Origin of the sequence: Flavobacterium bizetiae (assembly GCF_024271895.1) — a bacterium.
In the GTDB taxonomy this organism is placed as follows: domain Bacteria; phylum Bacteroidota; class Bacteroidia; order Flavobacteriales; family Flavobacteriaceae; genus Flavobacterium; species Flavobacterium bizetiae.
In genome coordinates this window covers 2,275,294-2,295,796 of the sequence record NZ_CP091861.1, presented here as the reverse complement: position 1 = coordinate 2,295,796, position 20,503 = coordinate 2,275,294, and the positions used below count along the sequence as shown (strand labels likewise).

Here is a 20,503-nt window from a genome sequence, read left to right as displayed (position 1 = left end):
TCGCTTTCTGTTATTTTTTACTTTTCAAGAATTCAGCAAATTGTTTGGTATCAAAATAGAAAGGTCTGATTGCTGTAATTTTTCCGTCTTTTATATCAAAATGTTCTGAAATTGGCATTAAAAGAGTTTTACCCGATTTTTTTGCTTTTGTTTTTATGGTAAAATAAATAATGACTTCATTTTTGGTCGAATCACTAAAATAAACCGGTTCTTTCTCTATTTCTAGATCAAAAAATTCAGCTGATTTTGCATACATTTTAGTCCATTCATTAAAACCTACATATTTTCCTCCATAAGGCAATCCTTCAGCCTGATAATAGACAGCGCCTTCTTCGATCAAATGTGCCATTGTAGTAAAGTCTCTGGTCTTAAACAGGCTCTCGTAATATTGGGCTACGATCTTAAAATTTTCAATTTCCAGATTATTCAAAATTTCAGACTCAGACAAAGTGACTTCCGGATTCCAAAAACCAATAATTTTACTCACCTGACCTTTTCCGTTGAGTCGTGCAAAATCACGTCCGGCCATTATAAGTTTGTTTTTTGAATCTAAAATTTTCCAGTCCCAGCTTACATAATTGTCTTTTACAACTTTCGGGCCTGATGTAAATACTGCATCCGGATTCTTTTTATAAAATTCATTTATAACATTGTTTAGCGCAGCGGTTCCCTTTATGGATGCAGAAGGATCTTCGAAAGTACTTTCCTCCAGCCAAATTGTTTTAATTATTTTTAACCTTGCCTCGCTCTTGCGTTCTGACCATGCTTTTTCATAAACCTCGATTGGATTTAATTTATCTTTCTTTTGAGCAAAAAGGCCATTAATCATAAAAATAAAACAGATAAAGTAGATTTTTCTCATAAGTCATCAAATTAGGTTAGCTAAAGCTTTTATTAAAAGTATACGACCAAATTTAGTATAAAAAACCCATAGTAGTACTACATTTCCATAATTTGCGATCCATTCAAAATCTCTCTTATTAAAGGCCCTTTTTTATATTTTTTACAATTATCTTGATTTTTAAATCCGTTTTTTATTTCAAAAGAGATTCTTTATCCCTAATCTCAAATGAAGCTTTAAGCTGATTTTCCCAGTCCGAAACATTTTCCTGAGAAGCTCTGTCTGCCTTATCAAAATAAAAATGCTCTTGAATTTCTAATCCTGAATACGTAAAAATTCCAGTATCTGAGGTTAATGTCAAAGCTTTATCCATTCCCATTGCTTCATATTCTGCATTTGATTTTCCGTGCGAATTAATGATGATTGTTTTCTTTCCGGTCAGTAATCCTTTTTGAATTCCCTGATCGTATCGGTACGCAAATCCGTAACTAAACACACGATCGATATAACCTTTCATAATCGCCGGCATTCCTGTCCACCAAATTGGATAAATAAAAATAATATGATCTGCCCAGGTAATAAAATCCTGTTCTGTTTTTACATCATCAGCGACTTTCCCCATTCTTTGCCCGTTCATATCTTCAAGGGATAAAACCGGATTAAAATTGATTTGATTCAAATCGCGAACTTCAATTTCTTCTCCTGATTTCTGAAGACTTTCTAAAACTGTCTGTTTGAAGAAATGATTTAAACTACCTGAATTGGGATGCGCATAAACAATTAAATTTTTCATGTTTTCTATTTTTAAAGATTGAACATGACAAATGTAAAACGCAAGACTTGGGTACAATTGTAAGAAAACGAAAAGAGGTTTTACGACAGTTTAGAACTGCAGATATCGTTTTGAAATTTTAAAAACTTTGTGGGCGAAATATTCATATAATATTTAAAGTCATGAATGAGCTGACTTTGATCATAATAACCGCATTCGTCAACAATAGTTAACCAATCTGTTTTAGATTCTTTTACTATATTTTCCTGAATTTTATTAACCGCTTTTAAAAACCTTTCATAACGATTGGCTTCTTTAATGGTATAACCAAAGAGTTTCTTCTGATTGAGCTGCACATTTCTTTCGGTTTGATTAATCTGCGAAGCAATGGCTTTTATTGGATTCAGATTTTGATTTTGAAAATCAGATAAAAGTGTTGTCATCTCATTTTGTTCCCGCAAATAAGGTTTACAGAAATCTAAAATATAATCGACACGTTCTTTTGTATCAGAAAGTTTTTGTAGTTCTTCCCATAAAAGCGTAAAACAATTTTCATCGATTAAATCATCAGGATGAGTAGGCAAGGAATCAAAAAGTGCGTTGCCAAAGAATCTGTAAAAAGCATCTTCTTTAAAATTAGCTACCAGAATTTCAGAATTAGGTTCTAAAGTATAATCAAAGGCTTGTTTAATAGGACCAAGAACAATACATTTTTCAACTTCCAGAAAAGTATTTTGCTGTGATTTTAGAGAGGATTTTGTTCCAAAGTTAAAAACCAATATGGTCTGAAAGCTTGGCAATAAAGTTTTTGTTATGGGAAACGCCGTTTTATTTTCGGCAAAGTAAAAATGAGAAAAAACAGTTTCAAATGCTGAAGGAACGGCAATTCTATAATTGTTATTTTCTTCAGCATTTTTCATACTATTTATATTTAAAAAGCCAGGGTGTAATTATTAACACAAAGAGCACAAAGCTTTGCGAACTTTGCGGTTAATTAAAATTTATGAAACAAATTCTGCTTCAAACAATTGCGTCAAATGTTTGACGATTTTGGCTTTTACTTCGGTTTCATCTACTTTTTCTACGCCAAGTTCTACTTGTAATGAAGTCACGCCTTTTCCGCGAATGCCACACGGAATAATGTTATCAAAATATCCTAAATCTACATTTACATTCAAAGCAAATCCGTGCATGGTTACCCAGCGTGAAGCGCGTACACCAAGCGCACAAATTTTGCGTGCAAACGGAGTTCCTGCATCGAGCCAAACGCCAGTTTCGCCTTCGCTTCTTCCGCATTTCAAACCGTATTCTTCTAAAGTCAGTATTATAGCTTCTTCCAGAAAACGCAAATATTTATGAATATCGGTAAAGAAATTTTCTAAGTCCAGAATAGGATAACCTACAATTTGTCCTGGTCCGTGGTACGTAATATCGCCACCACGATTAATTTTATAGAAAGTTGCTCCTTTGGCTTCCAGCTGTTTTTCGTTTAATAAAAGATTTTCAAGATCACCACTTTTACCTAATGTATACACATGCGGATGTTCTACAAAAAGTAAATAATTGGGTGTTGGTAAATCGAGTTCTTCTCTTCGGTTTTTGATTTTTAAGTCGACTATATCCTTGAAAATTTCTTCCTGATATTCCCAGGTCGATTTATAATCTTTACTTCCTAAATCCTGAAGTTGAATTTTTTTATTCATTTTAATTATTTTTCAAACTCTACATCAAAGTTGAGTTTGTCAGGATTCTCCATATAATCCGTAAAAGGGTATTGAATTGTAATTGATTTTCGATCTTCGCTAAACAAAGCATTTGGATTTGATACTTTTTTGATTCGTTTAGGAAAATGATATTTTATAGTATAGGTAGACGAAGCAAAAATCATCTTGGACATATCTTGCACAGAATCTTTTGCTTTTGCTGCCAATTTTGCTTTATCGATTACTGCTTTACGCGTAAATTTCTTTCCGTCGTATGTATAGCTTAGTTTGCTGTTATTGTCTCCTAATCCTTTTGCAAAAGGCGTTGAGCTATTTGCTCCACCTTCTAATTTCTGAAGCGCGCTCAAAGATTGCAATGCATCTTGCAATTCGTTTACATTTTTAAAATCAGTCGAAAGCGTCATTAAAAACTCTTTCTTTTCACCATTCATTTTGGTGTTTACAACAAAATTTTCCAGTTTTTTAAGCTCTTTTTGAGCTTCTGGAGATAATTTTGCGATGCTGTCTTTTTTCTCTTCAAATAATTGTTTGAAGGTAAAAGTAGAATCTATATTTTTCTTAGCATCAGGTCCCAATTGCTCGCCTGCCATTGCCATTAAAGAAGAACCATCCATATCTACAGAGAATTTTCCGGTTCCGTTATCGTTTACATAAATATTTTCGGTTAAGGTGCAACTTGTTAATGTTGCTAATACAAAACAAAAACTAAGTAATTTGTATAATTTCATAATGGCTGATTTTTTATCAAAGATACGAAGACTATTTTATTTTTAAAGACTCTGAGTTTCTGAGATTCTAAGATACTGAGCTTTTATCGTTTTTTGTTTAATTACTGCCTGACTCCAAAACAATTTCGAGATTTGTTATTTCCGGATTTTGCAAACAATCTGAAAGTTGAAATTCTAATGTCATTGTTTTTTTATCTGGACTGATAACTGCCTTTTCGTTTGAAACTGATTTTATTTCTCTTGGAAAATGATATTTTAAACTATAAGATTGCGCTAATTTATACTTAGCATACATTTTTTTTCTTTCTTCCAGCATTTTTTTATCCTTATCAAACTTTTGCTGATCAACAATTAACAAATTTCTTTTGAAGGTAATGCCATCGAAAGTATATTTTATTTTAAAAGATTCTTTTGAAATCGGATAGTTTTCTTTTAACGAATTTGACAAACTAAGGCTTTCATAAACATTAGGTATTTCTTCTATTTTTTTAAAGTCGGAAGAAATTATATTAAAATTTTCCATTTGAACGGGATCAACTTTAATGTGCATTTTTACGTTGGCATGTTCCTGAAATAATGCCTGATCCGATTTATTGAATTTCGCAAACGTTGCTGCATACTTTGTGATATAATCCTGAAAAACGAATATTGTATCAACAAATTTTTCTGAATCAGCATACGGACGTCCTAATTGCATATAACTATTTTCGTCGCGTAATTGAAAAACTTCAATAGTTCCGCTTCCGTCCGGATTGATATTGATGGTTTCGGTAATTTGGCAGCTTGAAATTAAGAGTAATAGTAAAAAGGCTTTTATGTAGTTCATTTTTTTTGAAGGTTCTGAGGTTCTGGATGCTAAGATACTGAGGTTTTTTATTTGATTCTACATTTTCTTTAAGTGGTATTTGCAAGCAAAGAGGCAATCACTCTCTACTTAAAAGAAATTTTGTGGATCCAGCATGTGAGATTGCTTCGTTCCTCGCAAAGACAAAACACTCCAACCTAAAACTTCTTTTAAAAACTGAAACCTCTATTCTAGCCCCGATAGCAGCGGTATCCTTTTTTGCTTTTTCTGCAAAAAAGATACAAGTGAATAGCGGGACAAAAGGTTATTGAAAACCCGAAAATTAGTGCTACAAAAAATCTAAAATCTGCATTCTAAAATCTACATTCTTTTCTTTATCTTTGCACACTTAAAAAAGAGCACAAAATGGCATTATCAGAACAAGAAATCATCCGAAGAGAAAAACTTCAAAACTTACGCAACTTAGGAATCAATCCTTATCCGGCTAATCTTTTTCCTGTAAATCATACTTCGAAACAGGTAAAGGAATCTTTTGAAGAGGGTAAGAAGGTGATCGTTGCCGGACGTTTAATGAGTGTTAGAGATCAGGGAAAAGCTTGTTTTGCTGAATTGCAGGATAGCGAAGGACGTATACAATTGTACGTGAACCGTGATGTTTTGTGTGAAGGTGATGATAAAACTTTATACAATACGGTATTTAAAAAACTAACTGATTTAGGTGACTTTATTGGTATTGAAGGTGAATTGTTTACTACAAAAGTAGGCGCGCAATGTATTCGTGTTGACGGTTTTACTTTTTTGAGTAAAACTTTACGTCCGTTGCCTTTACCAAAAGTAGACGAAGACGGAAACGTACACGATGCTTTTAACGATCCAGAATTACGTTACAGAATGCGTTATGTAGATTTAACAGTGAATCCGCAAGTTAAAGAAAACTTCATTAAACGTACCAAGTTGTATACTGCAATGCGTGGTTATTTTAACGATGCAGGTTATCTTGAGGTTGAAACTCCGGTTTTACAATCGATTCCTGGTGGAGCTGCGGCAAGACCTTTTATCACACACCATAATTCGCTTGATATTCCGCTTTACATGCGTATTGCAAACGAATTGTATTTGAAAAGATTAATTGTTGGTGGTTTTGAAGGTGTTTATGAATTCTCGAAAAACTTCAGAAATGAAGGTATGGACAGAACTCATAATCCTGAATTTACGGCTATGGAAATATATGTAGCTTACAAAGACTACAACTGGATGATGGAATTTGCTGAAGGTTTGCTTGAGCATTGTGCTATTGCGGTAAACGGAACGAGCGAAGTTACTTTTGGTGAACACCAAATTAACTTTAAAGCGCCCTATGCCCGTGTAACGATGACAGATTCTATCAAACATTTTACTGGTTTTGATATCTCTGGTAAAACGGAAGAAGAATTGTTTGACGCTGCAAGAGGAATGGGAATTGACGTGGATAAAACAATGGGTAAAGGAAAATTGATTGATGAGATTTTTGGAGCGAAATGCGAAGGAAATTATATTCAGCCAACTTTCATTACTGATTATCCTAAAGAAATGTCGCCTTTATGTAAAGAGCACCGTGACAATCCTGAACTTACAGAACGTTTTGAATTGATGGTTTGCGGTAAAGAAATTGCAAATGCATATTCTGAATTGAATGACCCAATTGATCAGCGTGAGCGTTTTGAAGACCAAATGCGTTTGGCTGAAAAAGGTGACGATGAAGCAAACGGAGTTATCGATGAAGATTTCTTAAGAGCGCTTGAATACGGAATGCCGCCAACTTCCGGAATGGGAATTGGTATGGATCGTTTGATTATGTATTTAACAAACAATGCTTCGATTCAGGAAGTTTTATTGTTCCCGCAAATGCGTCCGGAGAAAAAACAAGCTCAGATTGAATTATCTGATGAAGAAAAGTTTATCGTAGATTTATTGAAAGGAAATGAAAATAAAATGGATCTTCAGCAACTAAAAATTACTGCAAATTTAAGCGGTAAAAAATGGGATGCGTCCATAAAAAACTTATCGAAACACGGTTTGACTAAAGTTGCTGTTGAAGGTGACTTTAAGTTTGTGGAATTGGTGGAGTAATTTTTTAAAAATCCAATTTTGGAAAATCCAAATTCCAAAATTAAATTATACAGCAAACCCGACAGGTTTTAAAAACCTGTTGGGTTTTTTATTTTAAAAAAATACTTATCCTGATTAAAAAATTAAGATAAGACTCAAGCATCGGAACTAAACAACTCAAATACAACAACTTAATTCATCGAAGTTATTTCACAGTAAAATATATTGACAAATACTTATAGAATCTAAACAAATAAAATAATAGTGAGTTAATATTGAATACAGAATTGGTTCAATTTTGACATTTTTTTTAGCAAACAAATTACTACATTTGAAAAAAAAATAGGCTTATATAAAGTCTATTTTTTTTTAACCAAAACCCATTCAATCATCATATTTCAACCAGTATTATAAATGAAAATTAGAAAAATACAACCTAACGGAGACCTAACTTCAACAAACAACAACAGAAATCGCTACAAAATTGCTGCCATTGCTATTATCGTTCTTTCGACTGCATCTTTTTTTGGATATCAATATTTTAAAACTGAAAGTAAAACCATTTGTTTAGGCACAGATACTAAAATTTATGATGCTTACAAAGACGCAGTTGTACTTATAAAACATCGATATGGCTATTTTGCTAAAATTAATGGAAAAGAATTTCAACTTAATGTTGAGGACGCTAAGGAAGAAACAATTTACGGAACTGGTTTTTTTATAGATACAAACGGAAACATGGTAACTAATAAACATGTTTTACAGCCATGGAATTCATCCGATGAAGAGAGCGAAAAAGTAAATACTACTACACGAAATCTAAGAATGAAGATTGCTTCTATTCTTACTAAAGATGTTCCTGAAAATGAATATGAAAGTTTTATCGACAGAAACTGGAGCCACGCATCAGTGTCGTATGATGAAGGTGACGGAGAGGGAGATTATGAGGAAACTAGCGAAGAAACCAGCGAACCTGCGGGCGAAGAATTTGTTAATTCTAATGAAACAACAACAGATACATCGGCAGTATCAAATGATATTGCAGCCTCTATTCCTGTAAAAGATTATGTTGCGATAGATGATATCGAGGTATATGTAAAAACCTTAGATATCGAAGTAGCTCTTCATGATTCTAATGATACGTGGATTACTTGCGAGATTAATAAAGTTTCAGAAGACAATAATATTGATTTAGGAATTTTACAGTTAGCTGATCATAAAACTCCTGCAAGTGTTACCAATATAATCAATCTTGATAATGCAATCGATGATGATAAATCATTGGCTCCCGGCCAAAAAGCGATAATGGTTGGCTATCCAATGGGAATGGATTTGGCACAAACAAATTCAGGGATAAAAGTGCAGCTTTATAATGGTCAAATAAGTAAAGAATCGGACGGTAATAAAATTCAATACAGTATAACTTCTACACATGGTGCTAGTGGCGCACCGGTTTTTAATGAATGCGGTCAGCTGATTGCGGTTAATTTCAGTGGAGTTGATCAGGTTCAGGGTATTAATTTTGGAATTGTAGCGAAACATCTTCACGCTCTCTAGTCTGAAACATTCCAAAAAATAAAAACTTTTAAAACGAATTGTTTTTTCTTATTTCAAATCAAATTAAAAATCACACTTATTAATTATGAATAAAATTTTTAATATCTGTGCACTATTATTCTTTAGTGCCGTTTTTTCACAGATTCCAACGCTGGATGTCGAAAATCAGAAAAAAAATTCAGTAATCCTGCAGGAAGTAAAAATTGAAACCAAAATTTTAGGAAATCTTGCCTCAACTACAGCAACTTATATATTTTACAATCCTGGTGACAGAATTTTAGAAGGAAAATTTACACTTCCGTTGCCGGAAGGAGTAACTATAAGTGGCTATGCTTTAGACATCAACGGAAGTCTGAGAGACGCAGTTCCTGTTCCAAAAGAACGAGCTAAAGAAGTATTTGAAAGTATTGAAAAAAGAAATGTAGATCCCGGTATTATTGAAAAAGTAGCCGGAAATAATTTCAGAACCAGAATTTATCCCATTACGGCCAGAGGCACCAGATTTATCAGGATTACATACAATCAGGAATTAAAAAATTCGGCCACCGATTATCAGTATTTTTTAAGTTTTGCCAACGCAGTTAATATTCCAAAATTTAATCTGAAAGTATTGGTCGATGAAAGTCTGACAACTCCTAATATTACTGAAAATCCGGATGGAAGTTTTACTTTTCAAAAAAAGGGAAATCAATGGATTGCTGAAATAAACAAAACGAATTTTACGCCAAATGAAAGTCTTAAAATTACTATTCCAAAAGTAAACGAGTCTTCAAACGTATTGGTTCAAAAAGCTTCTGACAATAAATCTTATTTTGCAGCAAGTGTTGCGATGAATTTCCCTGTAAAAGAAAAAGCAAAATCTCAAAAAATTGCTATCATTTGGGACAATTCATTCAGCGGATCAAAAAGAGACCATAAAAAAGAGCTTGACTTTCTTAATGCTTATTTTTTAGAGAATAAGGATATTGGAGTGTCTTTTGTTCTTTTAAATAATACTCTTGAGAAAACAGAAGAATTTACGGTTTCAGGAGGAAACTGGAGTGCCTTAAAAAACAGAATTCTTACCCTGAAATATGATGGAGGAACTGACTTTGGTGCTTTAAAAGAAATTCCGCAAACAGACGAGTATCTGTTATTTTCTGACGGAATTTCAAATTTTGGTGACTTAACTTTAAAATTCAAAAAACCGGTTAACAGTATCGCAAGCACACCAACTTCTGATTTTAATTTGCTTAAACTTTTGGCATTACAATCAGGAGGAAATTTTATCAATCTTAACGAATTAGATACGCAATCTTCTTTAAAAACTTTTAATAGACTTCCTATTATATTTTTAGGATTTAAGGAAAGTAATACTATTCAGGAATTGTTTCCTAATATAGGGACTGCTGTCAATGAACCTGTTAATATATTTGGAATTGCATCTCCAAATTTGGGCAAGCTTACAGCTCTTTTTTCTGTAGGGAATAAGAAATTTGAAATTCCTGTAGATTTTAATAACGCGGTACAAGCAGACAAATGGCCAATTGCACAATTTTGGGCACAACGAAAAATTAATGATCTTGAACTCAATTCAACCCAAAACAGCGACGAAATTAGAAATCTGAGTGAACAATTTGGAGTGGTAAGTAAAAATACCAGCCTTATAGTATTAGATGATATTGATGATTATGTACGTTTTGGCATCACTCCTCCACAGGAATTATTACCGGAATACAATAAAATCGTTTCGCAAAACAAAAAGCAAATTTTAGAAAAAAGAAAAAGCCTTCTATCGAAAGCTTTTGATAAAACACGTGAACTGGCAACCTGGTGGAATAGCGAATTTAAGCCTTCAGAAAAAAAACAGTATCCTACAATTTCTAAGCAGTCGCAAAAAGTATCCTCTCAAGATGGCTATTCAAGTAATGCAGAAGAAAACTATTCTATTGGCGATAAAACAAAATCTACAGGAAAAATAATTTTGGTAGATGTAGAAAGTAATCAAGAGTATATGAAAGATTTTCAGACTTTACAATCTGCTGAATTGATTTACCAGAAATATCTTGAAAATCGTCCTAAATACGAAAAACAGGTAACCTATTATTTCGATGTTTCTAAACTGTTGTTTAAAAAAGGAGATAAAGCACTTTCTCTAAAAGTTTTAAGCACATTAGCAGAGCTTGATTTAGAAAATGAAGAATTATACAAAACGATCTCTTATCTATTGAAACAAAGAGGTAATTACGAAAAAGAATTGTGGATTACACAAAAAATTCTGGAATGGAGACCGTTTGATCCGCAAAGTCACAGAGATTATGCATTGGCTTTGGTAGATAATAAAAAGCCTCAAGAAGCTCTTAATGTTTATAAATCTATGCTTTATCAGGAATATACAGATGAGATTTCTGTAAGAGATACTGGCATTGAAGAGATTTTGATTATGGAAATCAATAATATTTTGAGCCAAAACAAAAATGTCGATGCAAGCAAAGTAGATGATCGTTTAAAAGCAAATCTTCCAGTAGACATTCGCATTGTGATTAATTGGAATAAAGACAATACCGATATCGATCTTTGGGTTACTGATCCGAGAGGAGAAGATTGTTCGTACTCACACAGGTCGACGGAAATTGGAGGAAGATTAAGCAATGATTTTACTCAGGGTTTTGGGCCTGAACAATTTTTACTAAAAAAAGCAATCAAAGGGAAATATAAAATTAAAACCAATTTTTTCGGTGAGAGACAAAATATTCTTTCCGGACCAACGACAGTAATGGCAGAAGTATATTTGTACTATTCTGATGGAAGACAAGAGCGTAAAATTGCTGTTTTCCAGAGTCAGAAAGAAAACAAGCGTGAAAGCGACAGTAAAATTCTTATTGGAGAATTTGAATTTTAAAAATCTGTCGGGTTTAAGAACAAAGAAAGGAATTCATAATAGAATTCCTTTCTTTGTTTTATAAAGACAATAACTGTTTAAAAAAATACGCAGAATATTTTTTTCAGCGATTATCACATTTTTTAACTTTATTAATTCTCTCTTAAAATGATATTCCATCGGAATATCTCATTGGTAGGAAATAAGATATTGTTTTGCATTGTGTCCTGTAAGGACATCTGCTTTCTTTTACGGAAATAAAATATTTTCATCATAATCAAACGTTCCTACGGAACGTATAATTGCAATTCGAATTTTATTCTACCGAGCAGACATTCCTATGGAATGATTCTTTTTGAAATACAAAACCCGATAGATTTTAAAAATCTATCGGGTTTAATATTTGAAGTTACTAAGTATTCTAAAACGAATACTTCTCTAATTTTTTCCCCTGAATATCCAAAACCTTGGTGTTTTCTTTAGGAACATCACCTCTCCAAATTTCCTGAACAGATGGATTCGACGGATATTTTCCGTTTTTCATTTTTACGACATGAAATTTTCCTCCTGTCTCAAATATAAGATCATAAAACTTTTCAGATGCTGAAGTCGTTACCAAAATAGGAAAATCAGTTACCGAAAATTTATTAATTAAACTTCCGTCATTATTTAAGATATATCCAGAACAACCTCCGCTTCCGCAGAAATACGGATTTGAGAAACCAACAAAATATTCGTCTTTTTTATCATTGTTAAGATCGAAAGCTTCGTAATAAAAAAACCGATCCTCTTTTGTCATTGCCGGTAAATCATTCTTTAATAAAATATTCAATTGTGTACGAATCAATTCGACTGCTTTATCATCTTTTGCAGGAGCATAGCTAACATCTGCAGTTCCTGCAACGGTTTTAGATAAAGTATCTTCGGCAATTGTTTTGATTATGCTTTTGTCTTCGGTTTTTTCTTTATTCTGACAAGAAATGATTCCCAGAATCATAAATATCACTGCGATTTTACTTTTCATAATTTCTATTTTAAGTTTAACATCTAATTTAAACCAGCAAAGCTGCTTTATTTTCTATATCATTATGGGTCAGCAAAGACTTTATATTATTAAAAGTAACCAACGCAATCTGCGTTAACGCTTCATTGGTAAAAAAGGCCTGATGTGCCGTAACCAAAACATTCGGAAAACTCATTAGACGCTGAATTGCATCATCCTGAATAATATCAGCAGAAAGATCCCTGAAGAATAGTTTTTCCTCCTGTTCATAAACATCGATTCCGAGATAACCAATTTTACCTTCTTTTAATCCTTCAATTACAGAAGCTGTTTCTATTAATGCCCCACGACTTGTATTGATAATCATAACGCTGTCTTTCATCTCATCAATAGACTTGCTGTTTATAATATGCTTGGTTTGTTCGTTTAAAGGGCAATGCAGCGAAATAATATCACTCTCTTTAAAAATTTCGTCAAGAGATACGAATTTCACTCCGTCTTTTACCATTTCGTCATTTGTAACAATATCGTACGCTAGAACTTTACAGCCAAAACCTAAAGCGATTTTAGCAAAAGCTTTGCCTATATTTCCCGTTCCTATAATTCCGATTGTTTTACCAAATAGGTCAAAACCTAATAATCCGTTTAGCGAAAAGTTTTGCTCACGAACTCTATTATAGGCTTTATGTGTTTTTCTGTTTAAAGTTAAAATCATCGCAATCGCATGTTCTGCAACTGCCTGAGGCGAATATGCCGGAACACGACATACCTTTATATTATATTTTTTTGCAGCTTCTAAATCGACATTATTAAAACCCGCACAACGCAAAGCAATAATCTTTACTCCTTTTTCTGCCAATTGCTTAATTACGGCTTCATTGACAATATCATTTACAAAAACACAAACTATAGTTGCACTTTCAATAAGGATAACGGTCTGAGGATTAAGTTGCGTTTCAAAAAAATCCAACTCAAAACCAAAACCTTCATTATACTTATTAAAGAAAGATTTGTCGTAAGGCTGGGTCGAAAAAAAGGCAATTTTATTATTGTTTGGTGTGGCATTTAAACTCATAATAATTTGTTTTGGGTTTTAAATTCTGGTCTTACTAAAGTAAGCAATTAATTCTGAAGTAAATTTCTGATCTTAAAAAATCAACTTATCTCAAGTATTCTTTACCATGCGCAATAATAACTGCCTCTTTGGGATGCAGCGAAAAAACATCATAATCTAAACTTGTCAATATCTTTAAACCATCTATAAGCTCTACTTTATTTTGACCATTCCAACCCAATTTTAAACCGTACAAAATAAATTCTCTAATATATTTAGGCCGGTTCAAATTGACAACTTCTTCTTCCCTAGTCGATAACCTGGTTAATTTTATCCCTGTACTTAATGGATTTCCGGCATACGCATCTTCCCAGGTAATGAAATTAATTTTCAGTGGCGTTAGTTTATAGTGCTCTAAAAATATTGTTATTTCAAATGTTGCTATAGCTGTGCTGCCTCCAAATCCAGTAACCGATTTATATAAATAGATCTTATCTTCCACCGTGATTTTTCTTAATGCCATGATTTATTATGATCTAAATTTTAAATGATCTGTACTAAAAAGCAAACCAATTCCACTGTAAGGATCTTTTTTCAAATCATAGAAATTATTTACTCCGTCGAGATCTTTGTATAAATCTGAAATTATCGAAGATTGCTGAAATCCATCTATGGTATGGTTTATAATAGTATCTGCCAAACAGGTTAATTCTTTTGTACTATTGGTCACTCCTATATTATTTCCCGTTTCCCAATCCCAAATAATCCAATTCCAGTTGTGTTTTTTATGCATACAATCCATCCATAAATAAGAGAGATTTTTAATTTTTATCTTTCCTAAATCTTTCTCTTTCCAATATTCTACACTTTCTATTATGGCTTGTATTGCATCATCTGTTTGATCATAAACAAAATCAGGATTAGAAATCTGAATAATTTTTACAGCATCTGCAATCTTTGTACTAATTGTTTTTACTTCTTTTTCATTAGGATTTCTTAAAAAAGCAAACTCAATATCTTGTCGTTCAAAAATAGTTCCCGGCGATTTTAAAAGCATTTCTGCAGGAATGCATTGGGTATTAGAATTTTCATCGAGAAACTCTTCCTTCGGATCAAATGCAAAATTCTCTTCTTCATAGAAACCTGAAATATATCTTTGTTCAATTTCTTTTATCAGCTGATACGTTTCAACATTTAAATCATCTTTTATTTCCTCTACGCTTTTGAATTTACAGAAATAATCCGGCTGCAACATCCAATACAAACAAAGCGCTGTTCCTTTATCAAGATATTTTTGTTTGATGATCCAATTAAAAGGTTCGATCCCGTCATCGTAATTCCAATGCTGTACAAATTGATGCAATTCGGCAGTAGTTAACTTTTGATACGACATCTCGTTATTTAAGGCTTTAAGAACTCTGTTTTTATTTTTTTTATTGAATATGTGCTCCATATTTTTTTCTGATAATTCTGTTTAGAAAGTGTCAACGTACTAACAAATTTAAAAACCTATTTTGGTAAAACATCATGATTATTGGTAATAAAAATCAATTATCCTTTATTATATAATATCGCGGAACATTTTTTCGTTTTGTTAAATAAACTACAATTCTGATTATCAGATTAAACCTATTCAATTTGATAAAGTCTAATTACTATAACAATTAAAAAACGTACATCATGAAAAAACTATTAATCGCGGCTTTGCTATTCGTTGGAATAGCAAGTTTTGCACAAGAAGCAGATCAAAAACCTACACGCGAACCGAGAGAAAGATTAACTCCGGAGCAACGTAATGAGAAACAATTGAAAAAAATAACATCCGAATTGAATTTAGATGCTAATCAGCAAGCTCAGGTGAAACAACTTTTAGCTGACAGAAGTGCTAAAGCAGAACAATTAAGAGAAGCGCGCCAGGCTAAAAAGGATAATAATGTAAAACCTACTGCAGCAGAAAGAGAAGCTTTAAAAAAACAAATAATGGATGAAAAAGAGGCTAACGATGCTAAAATGAAAGCCATTCTAAATGCCGATCAATACAAAAAATGGACTTCTATTCAGGAAGAAAAAAGAAAGCAGGCGAAAGAGAAAATGAAAGAATACAGAAAAGAAAACAACTAATTATAGTTACAAAAAAGAGGCTTAAATGGCCTCTTTTTTATTTGAGATACTTTTTATGTTTTCATTAATAGTTTCTGTTAATTAAAAGATAAATCTTACAACACGATTAAACTTAGCAAACTTCTTGAAGTCTAATGGATATAAACCTTTTAAAAAAAACGAATTATGAAAAAATTATTTATCGCAGCTTTATTGTTCGTTGGAATGGTAAGTTTTGCACAAGACATCAATCAGAAAGCTACACGTGATCAAAGAGAAAAATTAACTCCTGAACAACGTAACGAGAAACATTTACAAAAGCTAACTTCTGAATTGAATTTGGATAAAAAACAACAAGAACAAGTAAAACAATTATTAGCCGACCGAAGTGCCAAAGGAGAAAAATTTAGAGATGCTAATAAAGATCGCAAAACAAAACCTACTGCAGCAGAAAGAGATGCTTTTAAAAAGCAAATGGAAACTGAAAGAGCAGCAAATGACGCTAAAATGAAAGCTATTTTAAATGCGGATCAGTATACTAAATGGACGGCTCTTAAAAAAGATCACGAAAGAAAAGGAGATCACAGAGGCAGAAGAGATATGAAATCTCCACAAGAACGCGATCAGGCACATTTACAAAAATTAACTACTGATCTTAACTTAAATGCAGACCAGCAAAAACAAGTAAGCCAGCTTTTATCTGACAGAAGTGCAAAAATGGAAACGCTTAGAAAAAGCCGCAAAGATACTGGTGTAGCGCCAACTGATGCTGAGAAAAAAGCCATGAGAAAACAAATGGAAGAAGATCACAAAGCAACAGATGCCAAAATGAAATCTATTCTGAATGCAGATCAATACACAAAATGGACAGCGATGCAGAAAGAGCGCAAAGACAAAATGAAACAACATAGAAAAGATAAAAAATAATCTTTTTCCAAACAAAAAAAGAGGCTCGAAAGCCTCTTTTTTTATTTCTATACATTTCCTATTTCGGATTCAGAATCAAATCGATTCTTTTGATACAATCTTCATAATGGTATTTTGTTTCTGTGTTTACCGGTTTTGCTTTTGCTGCTAAAAGAGTACTTCTTAAAGCAGTTAATTCTCCGCGAACCAAAGCCCTTACATCAGATTGTGCTACATTATAATAAATTACAGATCGGTCTGCTGGTTTGATTTCTTCTGTCATTAAAGCGCCCATTCTGTCCAGATAACCTCTTTGTAAATTTCTTCTGTATATCGTTACATTCGCCGGCGTTGCAGTTTCTTTCCAGATTCCTTTTCGGGTATCTTTTAATAAATCTAATGCTTTATAAGTATCTGCACCTAGAATTTCATTGTCCATCAAACGACCAATACGACCAATACTTAATAAATTATTTAAATGTCGCACCTGCAAAGCTCTAAACCTTTCTGTATAACCTGCAACATCCGTATTTTTTAAAGTATTTAGATTTACAATCCAGGTTGGCGATGCAAAAGCATTTGCCTGAAGCCAGTTCATTGCTTCTATTTGTTTCGCTTTTGGCACCACTTCATAAATGTTTCCGGTCTGATTTGGTTTTTTGGTGTTTTCGTAAACTCCGCCAACATTGGTTACTACGTGACCAACATATCTGCTCCACGCATCCAGCATTTCTTTATACAATTCATCTAAATCTCCGTAGTCATTCGTCACATTACTCGTCCATTCATTTAAATGATTTGCTACATATTCAAGATTTTTAAGTCCGTATGAACTTGCTTTCATCGAATTATTTCCAATATCTTCTGTTTGGGTTGTAGGATCAAATGCACTGCTTTGTTTTCCGAATTTATACATCGGATTTCCGGCTTTCTCTAAAATCCATTTGTCTAAAGTTGAAACTTCATCTTTTGGAGATTTCACATTCGGAATCACTCTGTATCCCCAATTTACTGCATATTGATCATAAGCACCCATTTTTCGAACAAAACGAATATTTTTATCTCCCGGCTGAGCGATATAATTAAAACGGGCATAATCCATAATACTGGCCGAGATTCCGTTTTGTTGCGTAAAATCACCGTTTCTGTAACTCTCTACATCATAAGCACAGCTTGCTGCCATATTGTGCGGAAATCCTAAAGCATGGCCTACCTCATGAGCAATAACCATTCGCATCATCTCTCCCATTTCTTCATCGCTGGTTTGCAACGTTCTTGCCGAAGGATTTGCTGCTCCGGTTTCTAACAAATATCGGTTTCTGTACGAACGCAAATGATTGTGGTACCAGATCACATCGCTTTCGATAATTTCTCCGGTTCGGGGATCAGAAACACTTGGTCCAACCGCATTACGGGTTGTACTTGCTACATAACGAATAACCGAATAACGAATATCTTCAGGACTAAAATCAGGATCTTCCTCTTTTGTTGGCGCATCTTTAGCAATAATTGCATTCTTAAAACCTGCAGCTTCAAAAGGCTTTTGCCATTCTTCAATTCCTTGTTTAATATATTTTCTTAATTTTTCTGGTGTTGCAGGATCTAAATAATATACAATTGGTTTTATGGGTTCTACCAATTCTCCTCTTTGATACGCTTCAGGATCTTTAGGTTCTAATCTCCATCTGCGAATGTATGTTTTAAGGTCTGATTTTAATTCACTGCTTCCGTAATCGTATTGACTTACTGTAAACCATCCAACTCTTGGATCTGCTAATCGAGGTTTCATAGGCACTTCTGGCAATAAAACCATCGATTGATTCATCTGAATGCTAATTGCTTCTGTATCTTCTAACATAGATGGCTTAGAGGCATTATAAGTCATATCCTGAATTACCTCGATATTCATCGGAAAACTTTTAATCGTATTGATAAAACTTCTCGAATCATCCAATCCTTTTACTTTATAAGTTTCACGCATTTCTGCTGATATTCCGCTAATCGCTTTTACATCTGTGCTGTAAAATTTAGTAACATCAATTACTGTATTTGCCGAGTCTTTGCTTAAAGCGACAATATCAAAAGCAAATAATGTAGGCTCATAATTGTTGGCTTTTACCGAAATACTAATAGGCAAAGTATCGTTTGCCACCGCATTATATGATTTTGATTTGATGAGAATTTTATCCTGAAAACGTTGCCAAACTATTAATTGTTCATTAGTTTCAGAACCGGCGTTTACATATCCTCCGCCTAAATTTGCTGGTAATTTAGAAAGTCTGCTTACTAAAAGCATATCCTTATCTAAATATTTATTGGGAATCTCGAAGTAGTATTTTTTATCAACTTTATGCACGGTGAAAAGTCCTTCATCAGAAACAGCATCTTTCGTAATTACTTTACTGTATTCTTTTATCGTCGATTCGGATTTTTTCACCGGTGGAGCAACTACAGTTTCTCCTTTTTTTGTTTCTTTCTTTTTAGATTGTGCATTTTGTTTGGTAGAAAACAGCATAAAAACTGTCATTGTAATAAAAATGAAAAATTTCTTCATTTATGGTAAGTTTAATGATTATTTGTTAAACAAAAATAATTTTTATTCTAAATATATAAGAACAAACATTCTCATTAACTTTTTATTAACTACTTCAAATTAAAATTTAATGGCTAAAAAAAAGCCCAACTTTATTAAAAAGCTGGGCCTGAAATTGAAATATATAATTCTTAAGTTTTAAAATGTCTTTGAAACTTTATCAATCGCATTAATTGTGAAATCTAAATCTTCATAAGTTAAAGCATCTGTAATAAACCATGTTTCGTAAGCAGATGGTGCGATATAAATTCCTTCCTGTAATAAACCGTGAAAGAATTTCTTAAACGTTTCGTTATCTCCTTTTGCCGCGGTTTGAAAATCTGTAACCGGATTAGCATCAAAATGTACCGAAATCATAGAACCTACTCTATTGATCGTAAAAACAACATTATTTGCTTTTAAAACTCTATCGATTCCCGCTTCTAAATAAGCTGTTTTTTCTTCTAAACGGGTAAAAATTTCACGATCATTATCAAGTGCCTGCAACATTGCCAATCCTGCAGCCATAGCTAACGGATTTCCTGATAATGTTCCTGCCTGATAAACCGGACCAAGTGGTGCCAGATAATTCATGATTTCTTCGCGGGCAGCAAAAGCACCAACCGGTAAACCTCCGCCAATTACTTTCCCGAAAGTTACAATATCAGCATTGATATTATACAATTCCTGAACTCCTCCGCGAGCCAAACGGAAACCAGTCATAACCTCATCAAAAATTAATAAGATTCCGTTTGCTGTACACAATTCTCTTAATCCTTCTAAGAAACCTTTTGCTGGCGGAATACAACCCATATTTCCGGCAACTGCTTCGATAATAATCGCTGCAATTTCGCCTTTATTCGCTTCTACAAGAGTTTTTACATTCTCTAGATCATTGTATTTTGCCAACAAAGTATCTTTTGCAGTTCCTTCTGTAACTCCCGGGCTATTTGGCGAACCAAAAGTTACGGCTCCACTTCCGGCCTGAATCAAAAATGAATCAGAATGTCCGTGGTAACAACCGGCAAATTTTACAATTTTATCTCTTTTTGTAAATCCGCGAGCCAAACGAATGGCACTCATACAAGCTTCTGTACCTGAATTTACAAATCTTATTTTATCAATATTCGGAACCATAGAAACCGCCAAAGCAGCGATTTGAGTTTCTAATTCTGTTGGCATTCCAAAAGAAGTTCCAAGTTTTGCTTTTTCGATTACAGCATCAACAACCGGCTGATAAGCATGACCCAAAACCATTGGTCCCCAAGAGTTGATATAATCTATTAATTTATTTCCGTCCTCATCATACAAATAAGCACCTTGGGCACTTTTTACAAAAATTGGAGTTCCTCCTACTGCTTTAAAGGCTCTTACTGGCGAATTTACTCCTCCCGGAATTACTTTTTCTGCTTCAGCAAAAAGCTGACTACTTCTTTTATATAACATTTTTTATTTTAGATTTTAGAGTTCTGATTTTAGATTATAAACTGAGA

The 20,503-nt window shown here is 33.3% G+C and carries 17 protein-coding genes; 5 read left to right on the top strand and 12 right to left on the bottom strand.

Annotated elements, in window-relative coordinates; all coding sequences use genetic code 11:
* Positions 1-10: 10 nt before the first annotated feature.
* From L0669_RS10120 to L0669_RS10095, 6 genes are all read right to left on the bottom strand, one after another.
* Entirely contained in the window at positions 11-862 is an 852-nt protein-coding gene (locus L0669_RS10120) for a nuclear transport factor 2 family protein (RefSeq protein WP_173969924.1), read from the bottom strand.
* Between the two features lie 172 nt (positions 863-1,034).
* On the bottom strand, positions 1,035-1,634 hold the full coding sequence (locus L0669_RS10115; RefSeq protein WP_263763205.1) for an NAD(P)H-dependent oxidoreductase: 600 nt from the start codon (positions 1,632-1,634) through the stop codon (positions 1,035-1,037).
* Positions 1,635-1,714: 80 nt separating this feature from the next.
* On the bottom strand, positions 1,715-2,533 hold the full coding sequence (locus L0669_RS10110) for an AraC family transcriptional regulator (RefSeq protein ID WP_263763203.1): 819 nt from the start codon (positions 2,531-2,533) through the stop codon (positions 1,715-1,717).
* An 81-nt stretch (positions 2,534-2,614) separates the two neighbouring features.
* Positions 2,615-3,316 carry a lipoyl(octanoyl) transferase LipB gene (gene lipB, locus L0669_RS10105; RefSeq protein WP_263763201.1) on the bottom strand — a complete coding sequence of 234 codons (702 nt, stop codon included), beginning with the start codon at positions 3,314-3,316 and terminating at the stop codon, positions 2,615-2,617.
* Between the two features lie 5 nt (positions 3,317-3,321).
* Complete coding sequence (locus L0669_RS10100) at positions 3,322-4,065, bottom strand: hypothetical protein (RefSeq protein WP_173969928.1); 744 nt, start codon at positions 4,063-4,065, stop codon at positions 3,322-3,324.
* A gap of 97 nt (positions 4,066-4,162) precedes the next feature.
* Complete coding sequence (locus tag L0669_RS10095; RefSeq protein ID WP_263763200.1) at positions 4,163-4,891, bottom strand: hypothetical protein; 729 nt, start codon at positions 4,889-4,891, stop codon at positions 4,163-4,165.
* Positions 4,892-5,275: 384 nt separating this feature from the next.
* On the opposite strand from L0669_RS10095, the gene lysS reads away from it, so the two are divergent.
* From lysS to L0669_RS10080, 3 genes are all read left to right on the top strand, one after another.
* A complete protein-coding gene (gene lysS, locus L0669_RS10090; RefSeq protein WP_263763199.1) occupies positions 5,276-6,979 on the top strand; it encodes a lysine--tRNA ligase in 1,704 nt (567 codons plus the stop codon).
* Between the two features lie 393 nt (positions 6,980-7,372).
* Positions 7,373-8,515, top strand: a complete 1,143-nt coding sequence (locus tag L0669_RS10085; RefSeq protein ID WP_263763198.1) for a S1 family peptidase — start codon at positions 7,373-7,375, stop codon at positions 8,513-8,515.
* 85 nt (positions 8,516-8,600) lie between these two features.
* Positions 8,601-11,396 (top strand): VIT domain-containing protein, encoded by a 2,796-nt coding sequence (locus tag L0669_RS10080; protein WP_263763197.1) that lies wholly within the window; start codon positions 8,601-8,603, stop codon positions 11,394-11,396.
* Between the two features lie 400 nt (positions 11,397-11,796).
* On the opposite strand, the gene L0669_RS10075 is transcribed toward L0669_RS10080, so the two are convergent.
* The 4 genes from L0669_RS10075 to L0669_RS10060 form a co-directional block, all read right to left on the bottom strand.
* A complete protein-coding gene (locus L0669_RS10075) occupies positions 11,797-12,399 on the bottom strand; it encodes a hypothetical protein (RefSeq protein WP_263763196.1) in 603 nt (200 codons plus the stop codon).
* A 28-nt stretch (positions 12,400-12,427) separates the two neighbouring features.
* On the bottom strand, positions 12,428-13,453 hold the full coding sequence (locus L0669_RS10070) for a 2-hydroxyacid dehydrogenase (RefSeq protein WP_263763195.1): 1,026 nt from the start codon (positions 13,451-13,453) through the stop codon (positions 12,428-12,430).
* A gap of 85 nt (positions 13,454-13,538) precedes the next feature.
* Positions 13,539-13,955 carry a hypothetical protein gene (locus tag L0669_RS10065; RefSeq protein WP_263763193.1) on the bottom strand — a complete coding sequence of 139 codons (417 nt, stop codon included), beginning with the start codon at positions 13,953-13,955 and terminating at the stop codon, positions 13,539-13,541.
* Positions 13,956-13,961: 6 nt separating this feature from the next.
* The gene (locus L0669_RS10060; protein WP_263763191.1) at positions 13,962-14,885 is read right to left on the bottom strand and encodes a DUF4274 domain-containing protein; all 924 of its coding nucleotides are present in this window, start codon (positions 14,883-14,885) and stop codon (positions 13,962-13,964) included.
* Positions 14,886-15,112: 227 nt separating this feature from the next.
* On the opposite strand from L0669_RS10060, the gene L0669_RS10055 reads away from it, so the two are divergent.
* Both L0669_RS10055 and L0669_RS10050 read left to right on the top strand, forming a co-directional pair.
* A complete protein-coding gene (locus tag L0669_RS10055; protein WP_263763189.1) occupies positions 15,113-15,553 on the top strand; it encodes an SPFH domain-containing protein in 441 nt (146 codons plus the stop codon).
* 165 nt (positions 15,554-15,718) lie between these two features.
* Positions 15,719-16,459: a hypothetical protein gene (locus tag L0669_RS10050; protein ID WP_263763187.1), complete on the top strand. Its 741-nt coding sequence runs from the start codon at positions 15,719-15,721 to the stop codon at positions 16,457-16,459.
* Positions 16,460-16,517: 58 nt separating this feature from the next.
* Here L0669_RS10050 and L0669_RS10045 read toward each other — a convergent pair whose 3' ends face one another.
* Both L0669_RS10045 and hemL read right to left on the bottom strand, forming a co-directional pair.
* On the bottom strand, positions 16,518-18,992 hold the full coding sequence (locus L0669_RS10045; protein WP_263763185.1) for a zinc-dependent metalloprotease: 2,475 nt from the start codon (positions 18,990-18,992) through the stop codon (positions 16,518-16,520).
* Positions 18,993-19,169: 177 nt separating this feature from the next.
* Positions 19,170-20,456, bottom strand: a complete 1,287-nt coding sequence (hemL, locus tag L0669_RS10040; protein WP_263763183.1) for a glutamate-1-semialdehyde 2,1-aminomutase — start codon at positions 20,454-20,456, stop codon at positions 19,170-19,172.
* Between the last annotated feature and the right edge of the window lie 47 nt (positions 20,457-20,503).